General features: G+C 69.7%; 18 protein-coding genes. 9 read left to right on the top strand and 9 right to left on the bottom strand.

Translation table 11 applies throughout. The features are described 5' to 3' along the window. The first annotated feature begins 638 nt into the window (after positions 1-638). From B0I29_RS14560 to B0I29_RS14550, 3 genes are all read left to right on the top strand, one after another. Positions 639-1,613: a TolB family protein gene (locus B0I29_RS14560; RefSeq protein WP_111649477.1), complete on the top strand. Its 975-nt coding sequence runs from the start codon at positions 639-641 to the stop codon at positions 1,611-1,613. 76 nt (positions 1,614-1,689) lie between these two features. Then, the gene (trmB, locus tag B0I29_RS14555; protein WP_220091326.1) at positions 1,690-2,313 is read left to right on the top strand and encodes a tRNA (guanosine(46)-N7)-methyltransferase TrmB; all 624 of its coding nucleotides are present in this window, start codon (positions 1,690-1,692) and stop codon (positions 2,311-2,313) included. 154 nt (positions 2,314-2,467) lie between these two features. Next, positions 2,468-4,645: a sensor histidine kinase gene (locus B0I29_RS14550; protein ID WP_111649475.1), complete on the top strand. Its 2,178-nt coding sequence runs from the start codon at positions 2,468-2,470 to the stop codon at positions 4,643-4,645. A 424-nt stretch (positions 4,646-5,069) separates the two neighbouring features. On the opposite strand, the gene ggt is transcribed toward B0I29_RS14550, so the two are convergent. Together ggt and B0I29_RS14540 are read right to left on the bottom strand one after the other, a co-directional pair. Next, positions 5,070-6,866 carry a gamma-glutamyltransferase gene (gene ggt, locus B0I29_RS14545; RefSeq protein ID WP_111649474.1) on the bottom strand — a complete coding sequence of 599 codons (1,797 nt, stop codon included), beginning with the start codon at positions 6,864-6,866 and terminating at the stop codon, positions 5,070-5,072. An 82-nt stretch (positions 6,867-6,948) separates the two neighbouring features. Beyond that, positions 6,949-8,346: an alpha/beta hydrolase gene (locus tag B0I29_RS14540; protein WP_245972522.1), complete on the bottom strand. Its 1,398-nt coding sequence runs from the start codon at positions 8,344-8,346 to the stop codon at positions 6,949-6,951. A 231-nt stretch (positions 8,347-8,577) separates the two neighbouring features. Between B0I29_RS14540 and B0I29_RS14535 the strand changes: the two genes are divergently transcribed. Beyond that, positions 8,578-9,690 (top strand): PQQ-dependent sugar dehydrogenase, encoded by a 1,113-nt coding sequence (locus B0I29_RS14535; RefSeq protein ID WP_111649472.1) that lies wholly within the window; start codon positions 8,578-8,580, stop codon positions 9,688-9,690. Positions 9,691-9,693: 3 nt separating this feature from the next. Here B0I29_RS14535 and B0I29_RS14530 read toward each other — a convergent pair whose 3' ends face one another. From B0I29_RS14530 to B0I29_RS14510, 5 genes are all read right to left on the bottom strand, one after another. Next, positions 9,694-9,945 carry a hypothetical protein gene (locus B0I29_RS14530; protein ID WP_111649471.1) on the bottom strand — a complete coding sequence of 84 codons (252 nt, stop codon included), beginning with the start codon at positions 9,943-9,945 and terminating at the stop codon, positions 9,694-9,696. A gap of 87 nt (positions 9,946-10,032) precedes the next feature. After that, positions 10,033-10,287 carry a hypothetical protein gene (locus B0I29_RS14525; protein WP_111649470.1) on the bottom strand — a complete coding sequence of 85 codons (255 nt, stop codon included), beginning with the start codon at positions 10,285-10,287 and terminating at the stop codon, positions 10,033-10,035. 11 nt (positions 10,288-10,298) lie between these two features. Next, positions 10,299-11,975 (bottom strand): sodium:solute symporter family protein, encoded by a 1,677-nt coding sequence (locus tag B0I29_RS14520; RefSeq protein WP_181557807.1) that lies wholly within the window; start codon positions 11,973-11,975, stop codon positions 10,299-10,301. Positions 11,976-12,035: 60 nt separating this feature from the next. Continuing rightward, on the bottom strand, positions 12,036-12,689 hold the full coding sequence (locus B0I29_RS14515) for an HAD family hydrolase (protein ID WP_111649469.1): 654 nt from the start codon (positions 12,687-12,689) through the stop codon (positions 12,036-12,038). After that, positions 12,686-13,537 carry an LLM class F420-dependent oxidoreductase gene (locus B0I29_RS14510; protein ID WP_111649468.1) on the bottom strand — a complete coding sequence of 284 codons (852 nt, stop codon included), beginning with the start codon at positions 13,535-13,537 and terminating at the stop codon, positions 12,686-12,688. Before B0I29_RS14510 ends, B0I29_RS14515 begins: the two co-directional genes overlap by 4 nt. Before the next feature lie 208 nt (positions 13,538-13,745). Here B0I29_RS14510 and B0I29_RS14505 point away from each other — a divergent pair, with 208 nt between their 5' ends. Next, a complete protein-coding gene (locus B0I29_RS14505) occupies positions 13,746-14,912 on the top strand; it encodes a glycosyltransferase (RefSeq protein WP_181557806.1) in 1,167 nt (388 codons plus the stop codon). Between the two features lie 89 nt (positions 14,913-15,001). Here B0I29_RS14505 and fgd read toward each other — a convergent pair whose 3' ends face one another. Together fgd and B0I29_RS14495 are read right to left on the bottom strand one after the other, a co-directional pair. Next, positions 15,002-15,997 (bottom strand): glucose-6-phosphate dehydrogenase (coenzyme-F420), encoded by a 996-nt coding sequence (fgd, locus tag B0I29_RS14500; RefSeq protein ID WP_111649466.1) that lies wholly within the window; start codon positions 15,995-15,997, stop codon positions 15,002-15,004. 9 nt (positions 15,998-16,006) lie between these two features. Further along, positions 16,007-17,836, bottom strand: a complete 1,830-nt coding sequence (locus B0I29_RS14495; protein WP_111649465.1) for a sigma-70 family RNA polymerase sigma factor — start codon at positions 17,834-17,836, stop codon at positions 16,007-16,009. 132 nt (positions 17,837-17,968) lie between these two features. Between B0I29_RS14495 and B0I29_RS14490 the strand changes: the two genes are divergently transcribed. From B0I29_RS14490 to B0I29_RS14475, 4 genes are all read left to right on the top strand, one after another. Further along, positions 17,969-18,367 carry an ATP-binding protein gene (locus B0I29_RS14490; protein WP_111649464.1) on the top strand — a complete coding sequence of 133 codons (399 nt, stop codon included), beginning with the start codon at positions 17,969-17,971 and terminating at the stop codon, positions 18,365-18,367. A gap of 96 nt (positions 18,368-18,463) precedes the next feature. After that, on the top strand, positions 18,464-19,600 hold the full coding sequence (locus B0I29_RS14485) for a PP2C family protein-serine/threonine phosphatase (protein WP_111649463.1): 1,137 nt from the start codon (positions 18,464-18,466) through the stop codon (positions 19,598-19,600). 74 nt (positions 19,601-19,674) lie between these two features. Continuing rightward, the gene (locus B0I29_RS14480) at positions 19,675-20,136 is read left to right on the top strand and encodes a MarR family winged helix-turn-helix transcriptional regulator (protein WP_111649462.1); all 462 of its coding nucleotides are present in this window, start codon (positions 19,675-19,677) and stop codon (positions 20,134-20,136) included. A 9-nt stretch (positions 20,137-20,145) separates the two neighbouring features. Beyond that, the gene (locus B0I29_RS14475) at positions 20,146-21,027 is read left to right on the top strand and encodes an LLM class flavin-dependent oxidoreductase (RefSeq protein ID WP_111649461.1); all 882 of its coding nucleotides are present in this window, start codon (positions 20,146-20,148) and stop codon (positions 21,025-21,027) included. Positions 21,028-21,037: the final 10 nt, after the last annotated feature.

Genomic DNA, 21,037 nt, shown 5'->3' with positions numbered 1-21,037 from the left:
CGACACGGCCAACCCGGAGCGCCAGCCGGCCCGGAACGCCCGCCAACCACCCAGAGCGCCCTGCCAACCCAGAGCGCCCACGGGCCCGAAGCGCCCGCCAACCTGGAGCTCCTGCCAGTCCGGCACACCCCACCGGCCAGCGCTTGCGGTCGTCGACAGGGCTCAAACACGACCACGAGCGCCAGCCGAACAACCATGACGTACAGCCAGGCCGTGGCTGCACACCACGGCTGCCAGCTGTCACCTACGGCGACCGCGGCGTACAGCCGCGCCTGCGGAACTCGCGGCCCCGCGCAGGGAACTCGCGACCCCGCGCGCAGAACCCGCGACCCGCGCGGACAAGTCGCGACCCCGCGCGGGGAACCCCCGGCCCCGCGGGCGCGGAACTCGCGACCCCGCGCGCAGAACCCGCGGCCCCGCGCGGACAACTCACGACCCCGGGCGCGGAACGGCGCTGACCTTGCGAACCGCCTGGTCATCCCCGCGCGAGCCCCCCACCACCCGTTCATCCATCACCACATCGCCCGATCAGATGTGATTTTTCGGTATCCGCGTGGTTCCCGCTCAGCAGCTCGCGGGTTGCGACGATGCTTCCGGTGCAAGCGGAATGCAGGCAGAACTTCGGGGGGCGTTCGGCCATGAAGAAGAACTTCGGTCAGGTAGCGGGCAACGTGGCGATCGCGGCGGCGGCGAGCTTCTGCTGCGTGGTCTGCAACCCGTCGACGGTGCAGGCGGCAGCGCCCAGCAGCCAGCTGCCGAGCATGGTCGCGTACGTCCGCAACGGCGACGTCTACGCCAGCAAGGGCAGCACCGAGCAGCGCCTGACCACCGGCGGCTCGCACGCCCGGCCGCGCTGGTCGCCGAACGGCAAGCAGATCGCCTTCCTGAAGAAGGGCCAGGTCTGGACCATGAAGGCGGACGGCACCGGCCAGCGCCGCCTCTCCACCCGCCCGGCGGCCGGACCGTCCTGGTCGCCGGACGGCAAGTGGATCGCGTTCTCCTCGCTGTCCTGCAACGGCGGCCCGGGTGTGTACAGCATCCCGGCCGACGGCACGAAGAAGGAGAAGGTCCTCTTCCCGCGGGACTGCCGTACCGAAGCTCTGCCGGCCGAGACCGAGGCGGCAAAGAGCGTGGCCAAGGAGCTGAAGAGCGACAACGCGGTGGCCTGGTCCCCGGACGGCGTGCAGCTGGCGTTCCGCGGCGGCAACTGCGAGTCGATCTACGACTCCTGCCTGAGCGTCGGCGACGTGAAGACCGGCGGTGAGAAGACCGTGGCGGCCTTCGGCGGTGGCGGCGTGCAGAACAGCGGTTTCGCTGTCGTGCCGAGCTGGCGTTCAGACGGGGCAAAGCTGGCCTTCACCGCGTACCAGGAGGGTGAGACCGCGACCGAGAGCAAGCCGGTTCACCTGGTCGAGTACGACGCGATCACCGGCGCGCAGCGGACCATCGGCAACGCGATGGACCGTGAGCTCGATTACGTCGACGCCTCCCGCGCCGTGGTGACCAGCCAGAACGCCGGAACCACCTGGGTCACCGTTGTCGGCCTGGCGACCGGCCTGCGCACCCCGTTCAAGTCGGGCGAGCAGCCGAGCGTCCAGCCGGTGGTCCGATAACTGCCTTTACACTTGGGCCGCCATGACTGAGACGAACATCCGGCCCATTCGCACGTTCCACCCTCGCCGGGGTCGGATGAGTGCCCGCCATGCGGACGCTCACGCCGAGCTCTGGCCGACATTCGGACTTACCGTCGTCGATGGCGATCGGAGCAGGCTCGACCTCACGGCACTGTTCGGCCGCCCTGCTCCGGTCGTACTCGAAATTGGTTTTGGCATGGGTGACGCGACCGCGGCCATGGCCGCGGCAGATCCGGACCGGGGTTTTCTCGGTGTCGAGGTGCACACTCCGGGCATCGGGAACCTCCTGGCGCTCGTCGGTGAGCAGCACCTGACGAACGTCCGGGTCGCGCACGGTGACGCCATGGAGCTGGTGCATCGCATCGATGAGCAGTCGCTCGACGCCGTGCACGTCTTCTTCCCGGACCCCTGGCCCAAGGCCCGGCACCACAAGCGGCGGCTGATCCAGCCGTCGAACGTCGCGCTTCTGCGCGACCGCCTGCGTCCCGGCGGCGTGCTGCACTGCGCCACGGACTGGCCGGAATACGCCGAGTCGATGGCCGAGACCCTCGACGCCGCTCCCGGTCTGCGTCGCCTTCCGGCGACCGCCGAGCCGCATGCGCGGCCCAAGACCAAGTTCGAGAAGCGCGGCGCCGACGCCGGTCGCCCTATCAGCGATTTACGGTACGCGAGAACCTGAGCGCTCAAGAGTGAGCAGGGCCGTCCGCCGAAGCCGATCCGCCGGACGACCGTTCCCACAGCGGCGGGACGCCGCAACGGCACCCGTCTCCAGCTCTGGCATTTTGCGCCTTTTAACCGATTCGCACCTCTACCCTTGATGGTGGAGGTCAGCCATGCGCCGAGATGACGCCGGCATCGACGCCGGGCGGTCCGCAAGGACCAGTACGGCCGAAGCCGCGACTCTCGCGCGCCCGGCCGGGCCTCACGGGGGGACAGCCGCCGGTGATGGACATCCGCCGGCGGCTGCCGCGCCTCGTCGCGCCGGCTCGTTCCGGGACGTCTTCGCCCTTCATCGGGGCGTGCTGACCAGCGGCTCCGCCGACCAGCTCGCCGCCCTGGTGGCCCGGGCCGCTGGTGCGCCGAGCGCCTGCATCCAGTTCGTCGAGGACGACTCCCTGCGCCTCTACGGCAGCTGGGGTGTCGCCGCCGACTGGGAAGTGGTCACCGAGAGCGCGCTGGAGGACTCCCTCGGCGGCCTCGTCGTGAACTCCGGCACCAGCCTGATCGTCGAGGACGCCAAGGACGACCCGCGGATCCCGGACGGACTGCTCCGGCGCGGCGGTGGCGCGTACCTCGGCTGCCCGGTGCACGACCGGGCCGGCAAGGTCCTCGGTGTGTGTTTCGCGTACGACCACCGGCCGCGCCCGTGGACGCCGGACCAGATCGCCGCGGTCAACGAGGCCTCCGAGGTGGCGACCCTGCTGATCGGCGAACAGATCGCCCGGTACGAGCTGGAGCAGCAGCACCGGTTCCTCGACGCCGTGCTGGACAGCCTGCACGACGGAGTGGTCGCCTGCGACGCCTCCGGCCGGATCGCGATCGTCAACGAGCGGATGCGCCGCCTCTGGGGCGAGACCGTCTTCGGCACCGAGGCGGTCCCCGGCCTCACCGACGCGACCGGCACCCCGCTCACCCGCGACGACCTCGGCCTGGTCCGGGCGCTGCGCGGCGAGGTCATCCGCGACGAGCACCTGGCCCTGCACGGCCGCAGCCGGCGCATCCACCACTACGTGATGGACGCCCAGCCGATCCACGGCCTCGACGGCCGGGTGACCGGCGCGGTCCAGGCCGTCCAGGACGTGACCCGGCAGCGCCGGGCCGAGAGTTTCCGCAGCTGTGAACTGGCCGTGACGACCGCCCTCGCCGAAGCACCGAGCATCGAGGCAGCCGGGCCGCGGGTCCTCGAAGCCATCGTCGGTGCCCTCGACTGGGTGCACGCCGAGTTGTGGCTGGTCGACGAGGGTGATGTCCGGGCAGCCGCCCGCTGGAGCGCCCCCGGTCTGCCGGCCGGCATCCCGGTGCCGGAACGTCTCGCGTACGGCCAAGGCCTGGCCGGCCGTGCCTGGCAGGTCGACAAGCCACTCTGGATCCGTGACGTGGGCCGGCCGCAGAGCCTCATCTCACCGGAGACCGCCGCGGGCGGGCTGCACACCGCGCTGGCCATCCCGGTGCACGACGGCTCCGGCCCGATCGGCGTACTGACCGTTTTCGCCGACACGATCGAGGACCCGGAGGACGAGCTGCTGGCCCTGATCTCCGGAATAGCGGCGCACCTCGGCCAGTTCGTCGAACGCCGCCGGGTCGAGGACCTCCAGCGCCAGCTGACCCGGAGCAAGGACGAGTACCTGGCACTGATCGGGCACGAGCTGCGGACTCCGCTCACGTCGATCAGCGCGTACACCGAACTGCTCGGCGAAGCGGACGAGGCCACCCTGGTCCGCGACGGCCCCCGCCTCATCAAGGTCATCGAACGCAACACCACGGCGCTGCGCGAAATCATCAACGAGCTGCTGGAACTGTCCGCTCTGGACGCCGGCCACGCGGACGTCCGCCGTACCCCGATCGACCTGGCCGCCGTGGTTCGCGACGTGGTGGACCGAACCCGCAGCGCCATCGACGGCGCCCCGGTCGTCATCGACACCGACCTGCCCGGCGAGCTGATCGTGCCGGGCGACAAGGACCGCTTACGCCACATAGTGCAGAACCTGCTGGGCAGCGCGGTCCGCTACAGCCCCGACGGCGGCCACGTGGCGATCTCGCTGCGCAGCACCGGCCGAGCGGCCGAGCTGTCCGTCTCCGACGCGGCGGCGGATGTCCCCCGAGCCGAGCGAGAGCAGATCTTCACCGGCCACTACCGCACCAGCCGAGGCAACGACCGGGCGATCCCCGGAAGCGGCCTGGGCCTGACGCTGAGCCGAGCGGTGGTCGAGAAACACCAGGGCAGCGTGGAACTGACCGGCAGCGACACCGGAACAACAATCCTGATCCGCCTGCCACTAGAGGTCCGCTGACCCACCCAACCCAGCGCACACGGTGTGCCGCCGTCACCGCTACGCGAGCCCAAACCAGCGCACACGGTGTGCCGCTGCCACCGTCCTGTCGCGCCCAGCAGCCGTAGCTCAGACACCTCATACGAGTCCGATGACCTATCTGAGCTACGGCTCGCCCCGGCGACGGCCGGCTCGCCCACCGCACGGCTCGCCCAGCGCCCTGCTCGCCCGGCGCCCTGCTCGCCCGGTGCGTGTCGAGTTGAGGCGCGAATCGGACCCGAAAGCGACACACGCAGGCGAAACACGGGGTACGTGTCGAGTTGAGGCGCGTATCGGACCCGAAATCGACACAGGCGGGCGGATCACGGGGTGTGTGTCGAGTTCGGGGGCGTACTGAACCCGAACTCGACACACCCGGCTGGGCCGCGCTAGCCGGCTTCGATCGTCAGCGCTTCGGGTGGACCACTGCTGCCGCTCCGCCGCCTCGGCGGGTGGGCTCGGCCGAGGCGATGTAGCCGCCTCGGCGGGTGAACTCGATTGCTGTTGCCGCGCCCAGCTCCGCCACGTCGGGGCCGAAGGTGTGGCCTCGGGCGATCAGCTCCGGGCCGTGGAGCGTACGGAAAGCGGCCTCGGCCTGGATCCCCGCGCTGTTGCGCTGTGAGGCGCGCGGCGCCGCCATGGCCTCCGGCAGGGTCATGCCGAGTTCGACGCGGTTGAGCAGCACCTGGAGCACCGTCGTGATGATGGTCGCGCCGCCCGGTGAGCCGAGGGCGAGGAACGGCTTGCCGTCCTTCAGGACGATCGTCGGGGACATCGAGCTGCGCGGGCGCTTGCCGGGGCCGGGCAGGTTCGGGTCGGCGGCGGTGCCCTGGGTGGGCGCGAAGTTGAAGTCGGTCAGCTCGTTGTTCAGCAGGAAGCCGCGACCGGGAACGACCATGGCGTTGCCGCCGGTCTGCTCGATGGTGAACGTGTACTCGACGATGTTGCCCCAGCGGTCGGCCACGGTCAGGTTCGTGGTGCTCTGGCCCTGCTCGGTCGGTCCGCCGACGGCCGCCGGCGTGCAGCCGGACGCGGTCAGGTCACCCGGCGGCACCGGCTTCACCAACGCCTTCGCCGGATCGATCTGGCAGGCCCGCTTCGCGGCCCAGCTGTCGGAGACCAGCTGCTTCACGACCTGTTGCGATGTGTACGCCCCCACGTGGCGATTCCGATCAGCGAAGGCCAGCGCCGACGCCTCCAGGTAGTAGTGCAGCTTGTCCGTCGCGGTGGCCGACGCCGGCAGGCCCTTCTCGATGATGTTGAGCGCTTCGCTGACCGCGATGCCGCCGGACGACGGGGTGTTCATGCCGTACACGGTCAGGTTCTCGTAGTCGGAGCGGGTCGGCGACGGGAAGCGGAGCTGGTACCGGGCCAGGTCGGCCTTGGTCAGCTCACCGGGCCGGATCGGGTACGCCCAGGTACCGGTCGGCACGTCCGCGACCGGCGGATCCTGCACCGTCGAGACCAGATCGTCGGCGATCGCACCGCGATAGAACTCGCCGGTGCCCTTGCGCGCGATCAGCCGGTACGTGTCGGCGAGGTCCGGGTTCCGCAGCGTCGTGCCGACCGCGGGCGGCGCCCCGCCGGGCAGGTAGATCTCCCGGGTCGAGTCGAACTGACCGAACGCTGCAGCGTTGTCGGTGACCTGCTGCCGGAACGTCGCGTCGACCGGGAATCCGCGCGAGGCCACGTCCGCGGCGGGCCTGAGGCCGGCCGCGAGCGAGCGGGTCCCCCATTTGCGGGCTGCCGCCTCCCACGTCGCCAGGGTGCCGGGCACGCCGACGGAGAGCCCGCTGACCCGCGCCTCGGCGAAGTCGTACGGCAACCCGTCGGCCGGGTCGATGAAGTACTTCTCGGTCATCGTGGCCGGGCCGGTCTCCCGCCCGTCGATCGTGGAGACGCTGCGGCGCTTGGCGTCGTAGTAGACGAAGAATCCACCACCGCCGATTCCGGCCGAGAACGGCTCGGTGACGCCTAGGGTGGCCGCCGCGGCGATCGCGGCGTCCACCGCGTTGCCGCCGTGACGCAGGACGTCGAGGCCGACCGCGGTGGCGGTGGGGTCCACGGTGGCGATCGCGCCGCCATAACCGCTGGCAGTGGGGCCGAGCGCGGCCGCTCCGCCGCCCGCCGAAGCCGGTGGAGCCGCGACCGCGACTCCCAGTGTGGTCAGGGACAGCGCAGTCAACGCGGGCAGGAACCGCATCGGCCCTCCAGTCAGGACAGTGTCGGTTGTCGATTCCCTGCCTACCGGGGATCTCATCGCGGCACAACCGCAGAGACCAGGTTCAGCCGACGCCGTAGGGCACCGGCTCGACCGGCGGGCAGGTGGTTCCGGTCGCCGGCAGGGTCAGCGCGGTCAGATAACGGTCGGCGGCGCCGGACACACAATCGCTGTGCCCGTACGCCACGTGACCCCATCCGTCGTAGGTGACCAGCCGGGTTTTCGGGCCGAGTTGCCGGGCCACGTTCTTCGCCCAGGCGTACGCGGTCGCCGGGTCGTGCCGTGAGTTGACCACCAGCACCGGCACGTCGGAGGCCGGGATCGGGTGCTGCGGATCGGACGGCGGGTCGGGCCAGCCCTCGCAGCCGGAGACCGCGGTGAGCGCCAGCGGCGAGGCCCGCATCTGCGGCGCCTTGGCGGCGGCTCCGGCGAGCAGTTTCTGGTACCCGGACCAGCCGCCGACCGGCAGCGCCCAGTCCCGGCACATCACGGCCGGGAAGGCGTGCGGGGTGAGGTCCAGGTCGGGCAGGGCACGGCGGCCGGCCGGGGCGGGCTCGTACGCCTCTTTCAGGTAATGGGCGAACGAGAACCACTGCGGGTCGTAGAACGCGCTGAACGCCGCCGAAATCAGCTCCCAGACCCGCAGCTTGGCGGGCGGGTCGTACGGGTCGTTAAGTGTGCCGGCCGCCGCCCGTTCCATCAGCCGTGCCCAGATCGCCTTGACGTCGCGGCCGTGCAGCGCGCACTGGGTGTCCCGGCCGCACCAGACGACGAACTGCTCGAACGAGTCCTGTGCCGACTCCGCGGTCCGGCCGAGGAAGTCCTCGATGCCGGAGCTGTGGTCCATGACGCTGTCCAGCACGAGCGCCCGCAGCCGGGTGGGGTATCGCTCGGCGTAGAGCTGGCCGATCAGCGACCCGTACGAGGCGCCGTAGAAACTGATCTTCTGCTCGCCGAGGGCGACCCGGACCGCGTCCATGTCGCGGGCCACGTTGTCGGTGCCGGCGTGGTGGAAGGCCGGGCCGCTGCGCGACGCACAGTCCTTCGCGAGCCGCCGGTTGTACGTGCCGAGCCGGGCGAACTCGGTCTCGTTCGCGGCCAGCGGCGACGGTTTCGCGTCGACCAGGTCCTGGGAGCAGAGGATCGGCGCGCTGCGGCCGACCCCGCGCGGGTCGATGCCGACGATGTCGAACCGGCGTTCCACCTCACTGCCGAAGAACTCGGTGTCCAGGGCCTGGTTGACGGCCGAGGCGCCGGGTCCGCCCGGGTTGACCATGAGTACGCCGATCCGCCGGGCCGGGTCGCCGGCCGGTCGCCGGGCCAGCGTGAGCTCGATCGACGAGCCGTACGGCTGGGACCAGTCGGCGGGCACCCGCATCGTGCCGCACTGGGCCTTGGCATCCTCCGGGCACGGTTCCCAGCGGATGACGGCGGCGTTGTCGTACCGCTGTGGCGGGGGCACCGTGTGTGCCGGGCCGGCGTGGGCGGGGCGTTGCGCGTACAGAAGGAGGGTTGTGAGGGTGAGGACCGCGGCCGTGACCGGCCGCAGTGATCTTTGGTGTCCCGCTCGCAAAACCCATCTCCGCCCTAATCCGGCAAATCGCTACATTCAGCTTAGATTGAGCAGCCTTGAGATCGTCTTCGGGTGCGGGCGGGACGGGCCAGTCGTGCACGTTCGTGGCAACGTTGACTGATGAATGTGATCCGCACCTCGCGCCTGGCCCTCGCGGCGACCGGCGCCGCTCTGCTGACGGCGTGCTCCAGCTCGGAGGGCGGGGAGGGGCCGGCGCCGACGGTGCAGCCGGTGCCAGCGGTCTCGGCGGTCTCGCCCACAGCACAGCCGTCGAATCAAAAAGAACGGAAAAATCTGGATCTGTCGGCTCCGGAGACCATCGCGACCGGCATCGGCGTGCCGTGGGGCCTGGCGTTTCTGAGCGACGGCAGCGCGCTGGTCGCCGAGCGTGACAGCGGGCGGGTGCTCCAGGTGACGCCGGGCAGCGAGCCGCGCGAGGTCTACACCGTGCCGGGAGTGGACGCCGGCGGCGAGGGCGGGCTGCTGGGGCTGGCCGTGAAGGACGACTGGGTCTACGCCTATTTCACCGGCGATCAGGACAACCGGATCGTGCGCTTCAAGCTGACCGGAAACGATCAGCCAGAAGTGATCTTCGACGGCATCACGAAGGGCGGCCGGCACAACGGTGGGCGGATCGCCTTCGGACCGGACGGGATGCTCTACGCCGGCACCGGCGACGCGAGCGAGGAGTCACGCTCGCAGGACCGGGACGACCCGAGCGGCAAGATCCTGCGGCTGACCCCGGACGGCGACCCGGCGCCCGGCAACCCGTGGGAGGGCTCACCGGTCTGGACGCTGGGTCATCGCAACGTGCAGGGCCTGGCCTGGGACGACCAGGGCCGGATGTACGGGATCGAGTTCGGGCAGAACAAATACGACGAGGTCAACGTGATCGAGAAGGGTAGGAACTACGGCTGGCCGGAGGTGGAGGGCCGGGGCGGCGACTCCCGGTTCGCCGAGCCGCTCGTGCAGTGGACCACCGACGAGGCCTCACCGAGCGGCGCGGCGGTGGCCGGCGACACGCTGTACGTGGCGGCACTGCGCGGTGAGCGGCTGTGGACGGTCCCGCTCGGCGGTGGCTCGACCAAGGCCGAGCTCACCGGCGAGTACGGGCGGTTGCGTACGGCCGCCGTGGCCCCCGACGGTTCGCTGTGGCTGACCACATCGAACACCGACGGCCGCGGCGACCGGCGCGATGGCGACGACCGGATCCTTCGATTCCCGGCGCGATGACGCTTACCTGCTGGCCGGTTGGACCTGAGGCAGGGCCGAGATGGCCTGCGCGTACTTACTGACCTGGCGCTTGTTGGGGACGACGCCGTAAACCCGGAGCTGTTCCTGGATCGCGTCCTTGATGACGTCCTCGGACTGACCGCGGTGGGTCAGCGAGACCTGGTTGACGACGTAGTCGACGCGGAGCTGGACCTGCCAACCAGGGTCGCGACGGCCGCCCGAGGCGAGGCTGCTGAGTGAGCTGAGTGCTTGCATGCCCGGGTTATCGGTCGTGGGCGTACCGGTCCAAGATATGAGGACCCTGTGCAACACGACCGCAACCCGGGCACACCGAGCTGGCCATTAAACCTCCCGGTCGGCCCCTTCCAGAGGCTCCGCGGGCTCGTTCTTGATGGGATTCAGCTTCAGCCAGACCAGCATGAAGACCCCCAGGGCCAGCATGGCGAGGCCCATCCAGAGGTTGATCCGGACTCCCTGCGCCTTGTCGATCTCGGCTTGGGTGTCGAAGATCCCGATCGCGGTGACGATCAGGCCGTAGATCACGAACAGGCCGCCGATCACCAGGCGTACGTCGAACAAGCGATTCTTGTCGGACATGGTTCAGCTCCTCACCAGACCGGGATGTACAGAAGGATGGCGAGCGCCACGGCGATCGCGCCGAGCAGGACCGGGTTGCGCCACCAGACCTTCTCCCCGGCGATGATCGTCTCGCCGGAGGTGGAATCGCCGCTCAGTCCGTAGACCAGGCCGCGCAGCTCGTCGTCGGACTTGCTGGTGCCCTTGGTGAACAGGGTGACCACGACCGCGACCACGACCGCCGTGACGAACGCGGCGCCGGCGCCCCAGAAGCTCTCCGACAGGTCGGAGTTGAACGGGATGACCTCGGTGAGGTGGCCGATGTACAGCGTCAGCGACGCCAGGAAGCCGAGCAACAGCGACCAGAAGCCGGCCCAGGGCGTCATCTTCTTCCAGAACATGCCGACGATGAACGTGGCGAAGAGCGGCGCGTTGAACAGGCTGAACAGAGCCTGGATGTAATTCATGATGTTGGAGAAGCCGGCCGCGATGAACGCCGTGCCGATGCCGACCACGATGCCGCCGATGGTGGCGAGCCGGCCGATCCGGATGTAGTACGCGTCGTCGCGGTCTTTGCGGACATACGGCCGCCACAGGTCGTACGTGAAGACGGTGTTGAAACCGCTCACGTTCGCCGCCATGCCGGCCATGAACGAGGCGATCAGACCGGTCACCGCCACGCCGAGCACACCGTTCGGCAGCAGGTCACGCATGAGCAGCGGGATGGCGTTGTTGTAGACCAGGTCGCCCTTGTCAGCGCCGAGTCCCTGGATGGTCACCAGGGCGATCAGACCGGGGATGACGGTCACCGCGGGGATCAGCAGCTTCGGGAAGGCGCCGATGATCGGCGTACGCCGGGCCGCGCTCATGTCCTTGGCGCTCAGGGCCCGCTGCACCTCGGCGAAGTTCGTGGTCCAGTACCCGAAGGAGAGCACGAAACCGAGGCCGAAGATGATGCCGATCCAGCTCGCGCCGAGCGGATTGTCGGTGCTGCCGGTGTTCGCGAACGTGTGCAGCCCGGCCTCACCGAGCGGTGTCTGCCGCACCTTCTCGAACAGGCCGTCGATGCCACCGACCTTGACCAGGCCGATCACCGTGATCGGGATCAGGCCGGCCAGGATGACGAAGAACTGGAGCACCTCGTTGTAGATCGCCGAGGAGAGACCACCGAGGGTGATGTAGATCAGCACGATCGCCGCGCCGATCACGATTGACAACCAGAGCGGCCAGCCCAGCAGTGCCTGCAGGATCAGAGCGAGGGCGTACAGGTTGACGCCGGCGATCAGGACCTGGGCGAGGGCGAAGCTCAGCGCGTTGAACAGGTGGGTGGGCCGGTTGAAGCGCCGCCGCAGGAACTCGGGGACGCTGTGCACCTTGGAGCCGTAGTAGAACGGCATCATCACGATGCCGAGGAACACCATGGCCGGCACCGCGCCGACCCAGTAGTAGTGCAGGGTCATCAGGCCGTACTCAGCGCCGTTGGCGGCCATGCCGATGATTTCCAGGGCACCCAGGTTGGCCGATACGAAGGCCAGACCCGTCACCCAGGCAGGCATCGACCGCCCGGACAGGAAGAAGTCGGCACTGCTCTTGATCGCACGGCGGGCGGCGAAGCCGATCCCCAGCACCGTGACGAAATACAGAGTGAGAATCAGGTAATCGACGATGCCGACATCTAGCCGAAGACCCTCCGCAGCCAGTGTTCGCACGGGCCCACCTCCATTGGTCGGCCCGTGCTATGCCCTTAACGAACTTTTTTCACACGAGACTCACAGGGTGGCGATCGCCTCAGGTGTGATCTCGGATATACCGGACACCACGAGGCGGGCCTGCGCGAGCGCGTCGGCGGCCGGTGGGTACACCCCGTGCGGCACCGCGATCACCGCGAGCCCGGCGGCCGCGGCCGACCGCAGGCCGTTGCTGGAGTCCTCGATCGCGGCGCAGTCGTCCGGGGTGAGACCGAGTTTCTGGACCGCGGCGAGGTAGACGTCCGGCGCCGGCTTGCCGCGCGGCACCTCCTCGGTGGAGAGGGTCACCTCGAACGCGTCGGTGATCCCGGCCGTCGCCAGCACCTGGTCGATCAGGATCCGCGCGGAGGAGCTGGCGAGGGCGAGGCGATAGTCCGTCAATGAGCGCACCACGTCGACGGCACCGGGAATCAGCGGCAGCGCCTCCTTGTAGCGCTCCGCCATCCGGCCCAGCACGTCGGCCGCCACCTGCTCGGCGGTCCGCGGGACGCCGACCTCGTCGGCCAGGTGCGCCGACCACTCGCCGGTGCTCATCCCCATCATCCGGTCCTGGCTGTCCGGCAGGAACTCGCGCCCGAACTCGGCGACGTACGCCCGCCGGACCTCCTCCCAGACCTCCTCGGTATCGATGATCACGCCGTCGAGGTCGAAGACGACCGCCTTGACCTTGCTCACAGCGCCTCCAGAGCGGGCACGATCTCGTCGCGGTAGAGCTCGAACTTCTTGGTGTCCCAGGCGTCGCGCACCCCGCCGTGCATCACGGTGAAGCCCATCGACTGGAAGCCACGGGCAGCTTCCAGGATCTCGGCCGGCGAGTCCGGGAAGCGGTAGATCACCGTTTTCTCGATCTCGTCGTAGTCCCGGCCGACCGTGTCGCAGTGCCGTTTCAGCACGTCCAGCTTGTGCTGCAGCTCCGGGCCGGGGAACAGGTTGCAGGCGTCCGCGTACTTCGCGACAAGCAGCAACGTCTTCTTCTCACCGGCGCCACCGATCAGGATCGGCGGGCGGTGCAGCGGCAGTGGCGAGTTGAGCAGCCGGTCGAGCCGGTAGCGCTTGCCCTGGAACGCGGTCTCGTCGCCGTCGAACATCTGCCGGCAGATCCGCAGCGCCTCCTCGAGGCGCTCGAACCTCTCGGCCGTCGGCGGGAACGGCAGGCCCAGGCCGGCCGACTCCTCCGCGTTCCACGCGGCGCCGATGCCGAGCATGGCCCGGCCGCCGGAGAGCACGTCGAGGGTGGTGACACATTTCGCCAGCAGCCCCGGCTCGCGGTAGACGACACCGGTGACCAGGGTGAGCAGTTTCGCGGTGCGGGTGTGCGCGGCCAGGAATCCGAGCGCGGTATAGGCCTCGAGCATCTCCTGCTCGGGCGGCCCGTGGACACCGATCTGCCAGACGTGATCCATCACGCTGATTCGCTCGAAACCGGCCTGGTCGGCGGCCGAGGCCACCTCGGCGAGGGTCGGGCCGAGGCGCTGCGCGCCGTCCGGCCACGTGAAATTGGAGATGTGCAGACCGAGTTTCACATCGAAGACCTTACCCCATGTGTACGCTCGGTAACCGGTTTGGCGGGTTCGACGCTTTCGGCCCAATGTGATGATCACTATCAACCGTTAGGCCCGGTTGCTACGGGGTTGCAGGCGGGTAGCTTCGGCTCTGCACCGCAGCCGAGCCGGGAGCCGCCGCACCATGCCAGTTCAGCCGAGTCACTTCGCCCGATCAATATCACCCTCCGTGAGCGTAGTGATCGCTGCCGGCGACGTTGCCAAGCTGCCCGTGCTGCTGGGCGCGCTGCCACCGGTCGACGAAGTGATCGTCGTGGTCGGCCGCAACGACGACACCACCCGGGCGCTGCCCCGAGGGGCTCGGGTGATCCGGCAGACGCGTACCGGCGCCGGCAACGCTCTGGCCTGTGGGGTCGACGCCAGCACCGGCGACGTGGTGGTCGCGCTGCCCGGCGACGGCTCCTGTGACCCGGCCGAGATGCCCCGGCTGCTGGACGCGCTGCGCGACGGCGCCGACGTGGTGCACGGCTCGCGGTACCTGACCGGCCGGCCCGGTGTCTTCGACATGGTCGTGCTCTGGTTCCTGCGGGTGCTCTTCGACTGCCGGCCCACCGACCCGGGCCACGGGTTCCGCGCCTTCTGGCGGGACAGCGCCGGCCAGCTCGGCCTCCCCCGGGTCGCCGGCCTGGATCCGGTACGCGGCGACGGCGCCGAGATCGAGCCCCTGCTGGCCGTCCGCACCGCCTCGTCCGGCCTGCACGGCGCCGAGGTACCCATCACGGTCCATCCGCAGGCATCCGGCAGTTCGCCGTTCACCGCGGTGCGAGCGCTGATCGCCGAGCACTTCGAGCGCCGCCGCACCGCCCGGGCAGCCACCCCCGCCAGCATCGTCGTCCTGACCGGCAAGCCGTCCGCGGCAGCCGGCAAACAAAGCGCGGCGACCCGCAAGCCGGCCGCGGTGAATCCGGCCTCGACCCACCCGCTGATCAACAAGCCCCGTGCGAGCACCCGCCCGGTCTCGGCGAACGGCGTGACCTGGCCCGCACCGAACCAGCGCTCCGCCTCCACCGCCGCCGATCACACCAACAGCAGCGGACTGCTCCCCGGCGCACCCGGTTCCGTCGACCGCCGCACCGGCGGCGAGCGTCGCAACAGCGACCGCGCCCGGGCCACCGGAAATCAGGACCGCCGTCGTGCCGATCTCCCGTTCGCGGGTCGCGGCTGGGGCAAGCCCCGGCTGGACGCCCCGGAGAACCTCGCCCGCCGCCAGTGGCGCGACAACCGCATCGACCAGAACGTCCGCGAGACCGGAGCCGGCCGCCCCAACCTCCGCGTGATCAACGGCGAGGGAACCGGCTCGGCCACCCGCCGCAACGGCCACCTGCGCTCCGTCTGACCGCAACCCTGCCGCGATCCCGGGTGGAGGTGGGGCGCGAGCCGGCTCGCGGGCTCCCGCCAGCGAGGCTGTCCGTGGGAGAGCGACCGTCAGCGGTTGCGCAGGCGGGGCAGGATCTCGGTGGAGTACAGCCGGAGGAAACGCTCCTGGTCCGGGCCCGGCGCGTGGAACACCAGGTGCTTGAAGCCCATGTCCAGATATTCGGTGACCTTGGCGGCGTGCTCCTCCGGGTCGGACGAGACGATCCACCGGGTGGCGGTCCGCTCGACCGGCAGCGCGTCGGCGAGCCGCTGCATCTCGACCGGGTCCTCGACGCCGGTCTTCTCCTCCGGCGACAGGGCGAGCGCGCCCCAGTAATGCGTGTCGTTGCGGGCCCGGTCGATGTCGTCGTCGAACGACACCTTCACCTCGATCAGCAGGTCCAGGTCGTCGGCCTTGCGACCGGCTTTCTCCGCGCCCTCGGCCACGGCCGGCAGCAGCGTGTCGGTGTAGAGGCCGTGTCCCTTGCCGCTGGTCGTGATGAAGCCGTCGGCGATGCGACCGGCGAGCCGGGTCGCGGCCGGGCCCGAGGCGCCGATGTAGATCGGGACGGGCGTCGAAGGCTTGTCGTAGATGGTGGCGTTCTCCGTCTTGTAGAACTGCCCCTCGTACGTCACCCGGTCCTCGGCCCACAGCTTCTGGATCAGCAGCACGGCCTCCTTGAGCCGGGCGAACCGCTCCTTGCCGTCCGGCCACTGGGCGCCGAGCGGCACCTCGTTGAGCGACTCGCCGGATCCGACGCCGAGGATGGCGCGGCCCGGCGCCAGGCAGCCCAGCGTGGCGAAGGCCTGCGCGACCACAGCCGGGTGGTAACGGAACGTTGGCGTCAGCACGCTGGTTCCGATCAACACCTTTTCGGTACGCGCAGCGAGCGCACCCAGCCACGGCAGTGCCGCCGGCGCGTGGCCGCCGTCGTGCCGCCACGGCTGAAGGTGATCGCTGACGAAAACCGAGTCGAAGCCCAGCTCTTCCGCGAGAATCCCGTATTTGAGCAGCTCAGCCGGTGCGAACTGCTCAGCCGACGCCTTATATCCGAACCGAATCATGAACGAAGACTAACCCGCTGCGCGGTACGCCTTACCTGCCTCGGTGGGGGTCTTCCCATCTTTGTAGAGCCCGAAGTCCACGCTGTCGTCGACGGCGGGCAGGCCGAACCAGGCGTACCGCTGGACGAACGATCGTTTCTCCAGGCCGGCCGTCGCGCCCTTGATGAACGCGACCTTCTGCGCGTCGCTGGGATAGCGCGGAGTGGCGCCGAAATTGATCAGGCCGAACTCGGTGATCCAGATCGGCTTGTCGTACCGCTTGTGCACCGCGTCGACGTACCCGAGGAATTGGTTGACCGAGGCTTTGCTGAAGTCGGAGCCGTACCAATGCAGGGCGATCGCGTCGACCCGCAGGCCCTTCGCCGCAGCGCCGGACATGAATCGGTCCAGCCAGCCGCCGGCGGTGTCGCCGCCGAACGCGACCGCCGGGCTGACCAGAGTCATCCCGGTCGCCTCCAGTTTCGGCCAGGCGTCCAGCGCCGCTTCGACGCTCATGTTGGACTGCTCGGCCAGGTCCGGCTCATTGAATCCGAGCAGCACGTCGCCCTCGGATTTCGCCTGTTTCAGGGTGGCGTCGGTGACGTTCGCGGCGCCCCAGATCATCGGCACGAATTCCACGCCGGCCGGGCCGGGCACCTCGTTGTCGTTCGGCGCCCAGTCGTAGTACCAGCCCGCGCCGACGTCTTTGAGCGCCGCTTTCGCGCCGGTGAACTTCCAGACGCCGACACCCTTTTTCGCACTGGTGGCAGCGGGCACCGCAGTCGGTTTCCGGGATGCCGACGGCGACGCTGACACCGATGCCGAGGGCGACCGCGAGACGGATGGCGACGGTGAGGCCGAAATGGCGGGCACCGGTGACGAAGAAGCGACCGCCGGAACGACCAGGGCGGCCGGTGATGCGGCGGGAGAAGAAGGCGATTGGTACGCCACCACGAGCCCACCGGCTCCGGCAACGGCACCGGCCGCGAGGGTGCCGACGAGCACCTTCTGCACGACTGATCCGCCCGCTTTCGCCGCGAGCTTTACGGGTACGGCTTTTGATGCGGTTGTGGCGCTGGTAGCCGTACCAGAAAGGTTGGTGAAATAAGCCGGCGGCAATGGCACCAAGGCCATGCCCGCCAGAAGCCGCTCGGCGGCGATGAGGTCGTGCCAGGCGGCGCCGCAGAGGCGGCATTCGCGGGTGTGCCGGGCGATGCGTTTGCGCCAGAGCGCGCCCGGACGGCCGTCCCAACCGGCCAGCAGAGAGATCAGCTCGGGGCAGCGGGGTGTGCGGTGCAGCGCCCGGACCACCGCGCGGGCCGTCTCCAGCTGGCCTTTCATCCGCTGGATGCGGACTGCGGCGTGCTGGCGGCCGACCCCGGTCGCGTCGACGATCTCGTCGCGGGTGAGCTCGCCGGAGGCCTCCAGCCACCAGAGGGAGAGCAGCTCGCGGTATTCCTCGTCGAGCCAGCGGGTCGCCTCGGCGGTCTCCCGGCGCTGGCCGGAGAGCTCGAGCCGGGTGATCGCCAGATCGGTGAAGTCGGCGCCCGGATCGCGCAGGTCGGGGTCGAGGACCTCGTCGGCGGTGCTGTGCCGGCCGCGGAACCTCTCCCGCACCTGGCGCACCGTGATCGCCACCAGCCATGAGCGGAACGCCTCGGGTTCGCGCAGCTCACCGAGGTTGCGCAGGACCCGGATCATGACTTCCTGCACGACGTCGTCGACGTCGGCGTGACCCTCCAGAGCCCGGCCCACGATGGTGTAGACCAGCGGCAGATAACCGGCGACCAGACGGTCGACAGCGGCCGGATCCCCCGCACGGGCGGCCAGCACCGTCGCGATGTCGGGTTGTCGAGCCATGGTTCCGCCTTTCCTGGGCATACACGCATCCACCGCATAGGGAGACGGGTGCGAGGACCATGGATAACACGAATCGGGGAGCTTGTTCAGGGCCGGCGGTTAGCCGGCGGGCGGAGCGGGAACAGAATGTCCATGCGTATGTCGGTCCGGCTCAATCTGCCACGCGAGGTGGACAGCGTCCCCGCCGTGCGCCGGCTGCTGCGCTGCGCGTTGACGATCCTGCGAGTGGATCGTCAAGCCGGTGCCGATCTGGAGATCGCCCTAACCGAGGCGTGCGCGAACGTGGTCCATCACGCCACCGGTGCGAACAACTTCGAGGTTCACCTCGACGTCGCACAGGACCGCTGCTCGATCGACGTTGTCGACGACGGCGCGGGGTTCGACCTGACCGAGGCGAGCGACACGTCCCCGAGCTCCGACAGCGAGCGCGGACGCGGCCTTTTCCTGATCCGGGCGCTCGGTGAGAACGTGCGGATGCAGTCGAGCGCGCGGACCGGAAGTCTCATCCACTTCGAGAAGTCCTTCGCCTGAGGTAACTCCCGCGCGTCGGATGGGCCAGTGGGCCCGTCCGGCGCCAAATTTGCTTGCCGTATAACAAATACCGATCCCTGGAGAGGAGTGTCTGCGGTGTCCGACCAACCAGTTCCCCTTGGCGTACTGCTTCGTGCTGCGCCGCCTGATCGCCTGCCCGAGGTCACCGCCGAACATCTGCGCCGGCACTTCGCCGCCGAGGCCAGCGAGGTGTTCCTCGCTGACCTGACCCTGACCCGCCTGTGCCCGTTGATCGGCTCGGACGCCTCCGACCCGGCCGCCATGCGCTGCCTCGGCAGTCAGCAGGTCGCCGTCGAGCTCTCGGCCGGCGGCGCCACACGGATGCATCTGCCGCTGAACAGCTGGGGTGAGCGGCTCGGCGTGCTGCGCCTGGACCTGCCGGCCCGGCCCGAGCCGGAGCTCGCCGAGCAGCTGGCCGCCATCGCCGACGAGCTGGCCATCGCGCTGCGGGCCGCCGACACCAGCACCGACCGGTACCGCCGCGCGCAACGCCAGGCCCGGCTCACCATGGCCGCCGAGCTGCAGTGGGAGCTGCTGCCCGGACGATCCCTCGGTGACGAGAGGTTCCTGGTGGCCGGGCAGCTTCAGCCCGCGTACGACGTCCACGGCGACCACTTCGACTGGGCGCTGGACGGCGACCGCCTCACCATCACGGTGCTGAACGGTTCCGGCGACGGCATGGAGGCCGCGCTGCTGACCACCGTCGCGGTCAACGCCATGCGTAACGCCCGCCGCTGCGGCGCCGACGTCGTCGAGCAGGCCGAACTGGCCTCCGACGCGGTGCACGCGCTGCGCGGCGGTGCCGAGCACGTCGCCACCCTGCTGCTCGAAATCGACCTGGTGAGCGGGCAGGTGGCCGCCGTCGACGCCGGATCACCGCGCTGCATGATCGCCCGGCAGGGTGAGGTCGAGCCGGTCGCCCTGGAACAGCAACTGCCGTTCGGGATGTTCGCGGAGGCGCATTACGAGATCCAGCGGTTCCGCCTCGAACCGGGCGACCGGATGCTCGTGGTGAGTGACGGTGTGCACGCCGCCGTACCCGGTGGGCGTTCCCCGTTCGGTGAATCCGCGCTGCTCAACGCGATTCGCCGGACACGGTTGCAGCCGGCGACCGAAGCGGTGGGTACCGTGATGAGAGGTTTGCACGACTACCACGCCGGAATTGATCCGGAGGACGACGCTGTGACGGTCTGTCTCGACTGGCGGCGCTGACCCCGGTTCGATCGGCACACCACCGGGTAGAGGTGCAGACTTACGGGTCCGCGACTTCGACAACGGGGATCGGCATGGAACGCGCCACTGAGCTAGCCGACGCCGTAGAGGCGTCGGTCGAAGCCTTGACGGCTGTGCTCGAACGCGCCCGGCTGGCCCTGAACCCCACCGTGCCACCCGCCCAGCTGCGGGTGCTCACGATCGTGGCCGGCAACCGGCACACCAACATGAGCAGACTGGCCGAGGCGCTGGACGTCGTCCCGTCCTCGGCCAGCCGCCTCTGTGACCGCCTTGAGGCGACCGGGCTGCTGCGCCGGGTCGCCGACCCCCGGGATCGCCGGGAGGTGCGGCTGCTGCTCACCCCGGCGGCCCGCCGGCTGCTCACCGACCTCCAGGAGCGGCGGCGCGCCGCGCTCGGTGAGGTGCTCGACCGGATGCCGGCTGCCGCCCGGCAGGACCTGCTGCGGTCACTGCAGGCGTTCGAGGCGGCGGCCGCTCCCCAGGCCGAGTCGGACGGCAACCTCCGTACGGCCTAGGCTGGGCACGTGCGAATCGGCATCGTGATCCTTCCTGACCAGCGCTGGTCCGAATCCCGCGGACGCTGGCGTCTCGCCGAGGAGTACGGCTTCGACCACGCCTGGACGTACGACCACCTCGGCTGGCGTGACCTCGTCGACGGGCCGTGGTTCGACGCGGTCCCGACGCTGACCGCCGCGGCCGCCGTGACCGAGCGGATCCGCCTCGGTACGTACGTCGCCTCACCGAACTTCCGGCACCCGGTGCACTTCGCCCGGGAGTCGACGGCGATCGACGACATCTCCGGCGGCCGGCTGATCCTCGGCCTCGGCGCCGGTGGCATCGGTTTCGACTCGGCGGTCCTCGGCCGTCCGGAGCTGACCCCGCGCGAGCGGGTCGACCGGTTCGCCGAGTTCCTGGAGCTGTTCGACACGATCCTGCGCAACCCGTCGACGACCTGGTCGGGCAGTTATTACGACGCCGTCGACGCCCGCAGCACCCCCGGCCCGGTCCAGCAGCCCCGGCCGCCGTTCGTGGTGGCCGCCAACGGGCCGCGAGCGCTGCGCCTGGCCGCCAAGTACGGCGACGGCTGGGTCACCACCGGCCCGCAGGCGTGCGACACCGCAGAGCAGTGGTGGGCCTCGGTCGCCGAGACCCGGGAGAAGTTCGACGCGACGCTTGCTGCCGCCGGCCGCCCGCTGGACGCGGTGGACCGTTATCTCAACCTGGACTCGTCGCCTGTTTACTCATTGAGCAGCGTGGAAGCCTTCACCGACGCGACCGGTCGGGCACGCGAGCTCGGATTTACCGACGTGATCACGCATTGGCCCCGCGAGTCCAGTTGGTACGCGGGCGACGAGAAGGTGCTCGAGGCCGTTGCGGCCGAGCTCCCGCGGATCCGCCGCAGCTGATTTATCCGGG

Origin of the sequence: Actinoplanes lutulentus (assembly GCF_003259845.1) — a bacterium.
In the GTDB taxonomy this organism is placed as follows: Bacteria; Actinomycetota; Actinomycetes; order Mycobacteriales; family Micromonosporaceae; genus Actinoplanes; species Actinoplanes lutulentus.
This window is presented reverse-complemented; position numbering and strand designations above follow the sequence as displayed.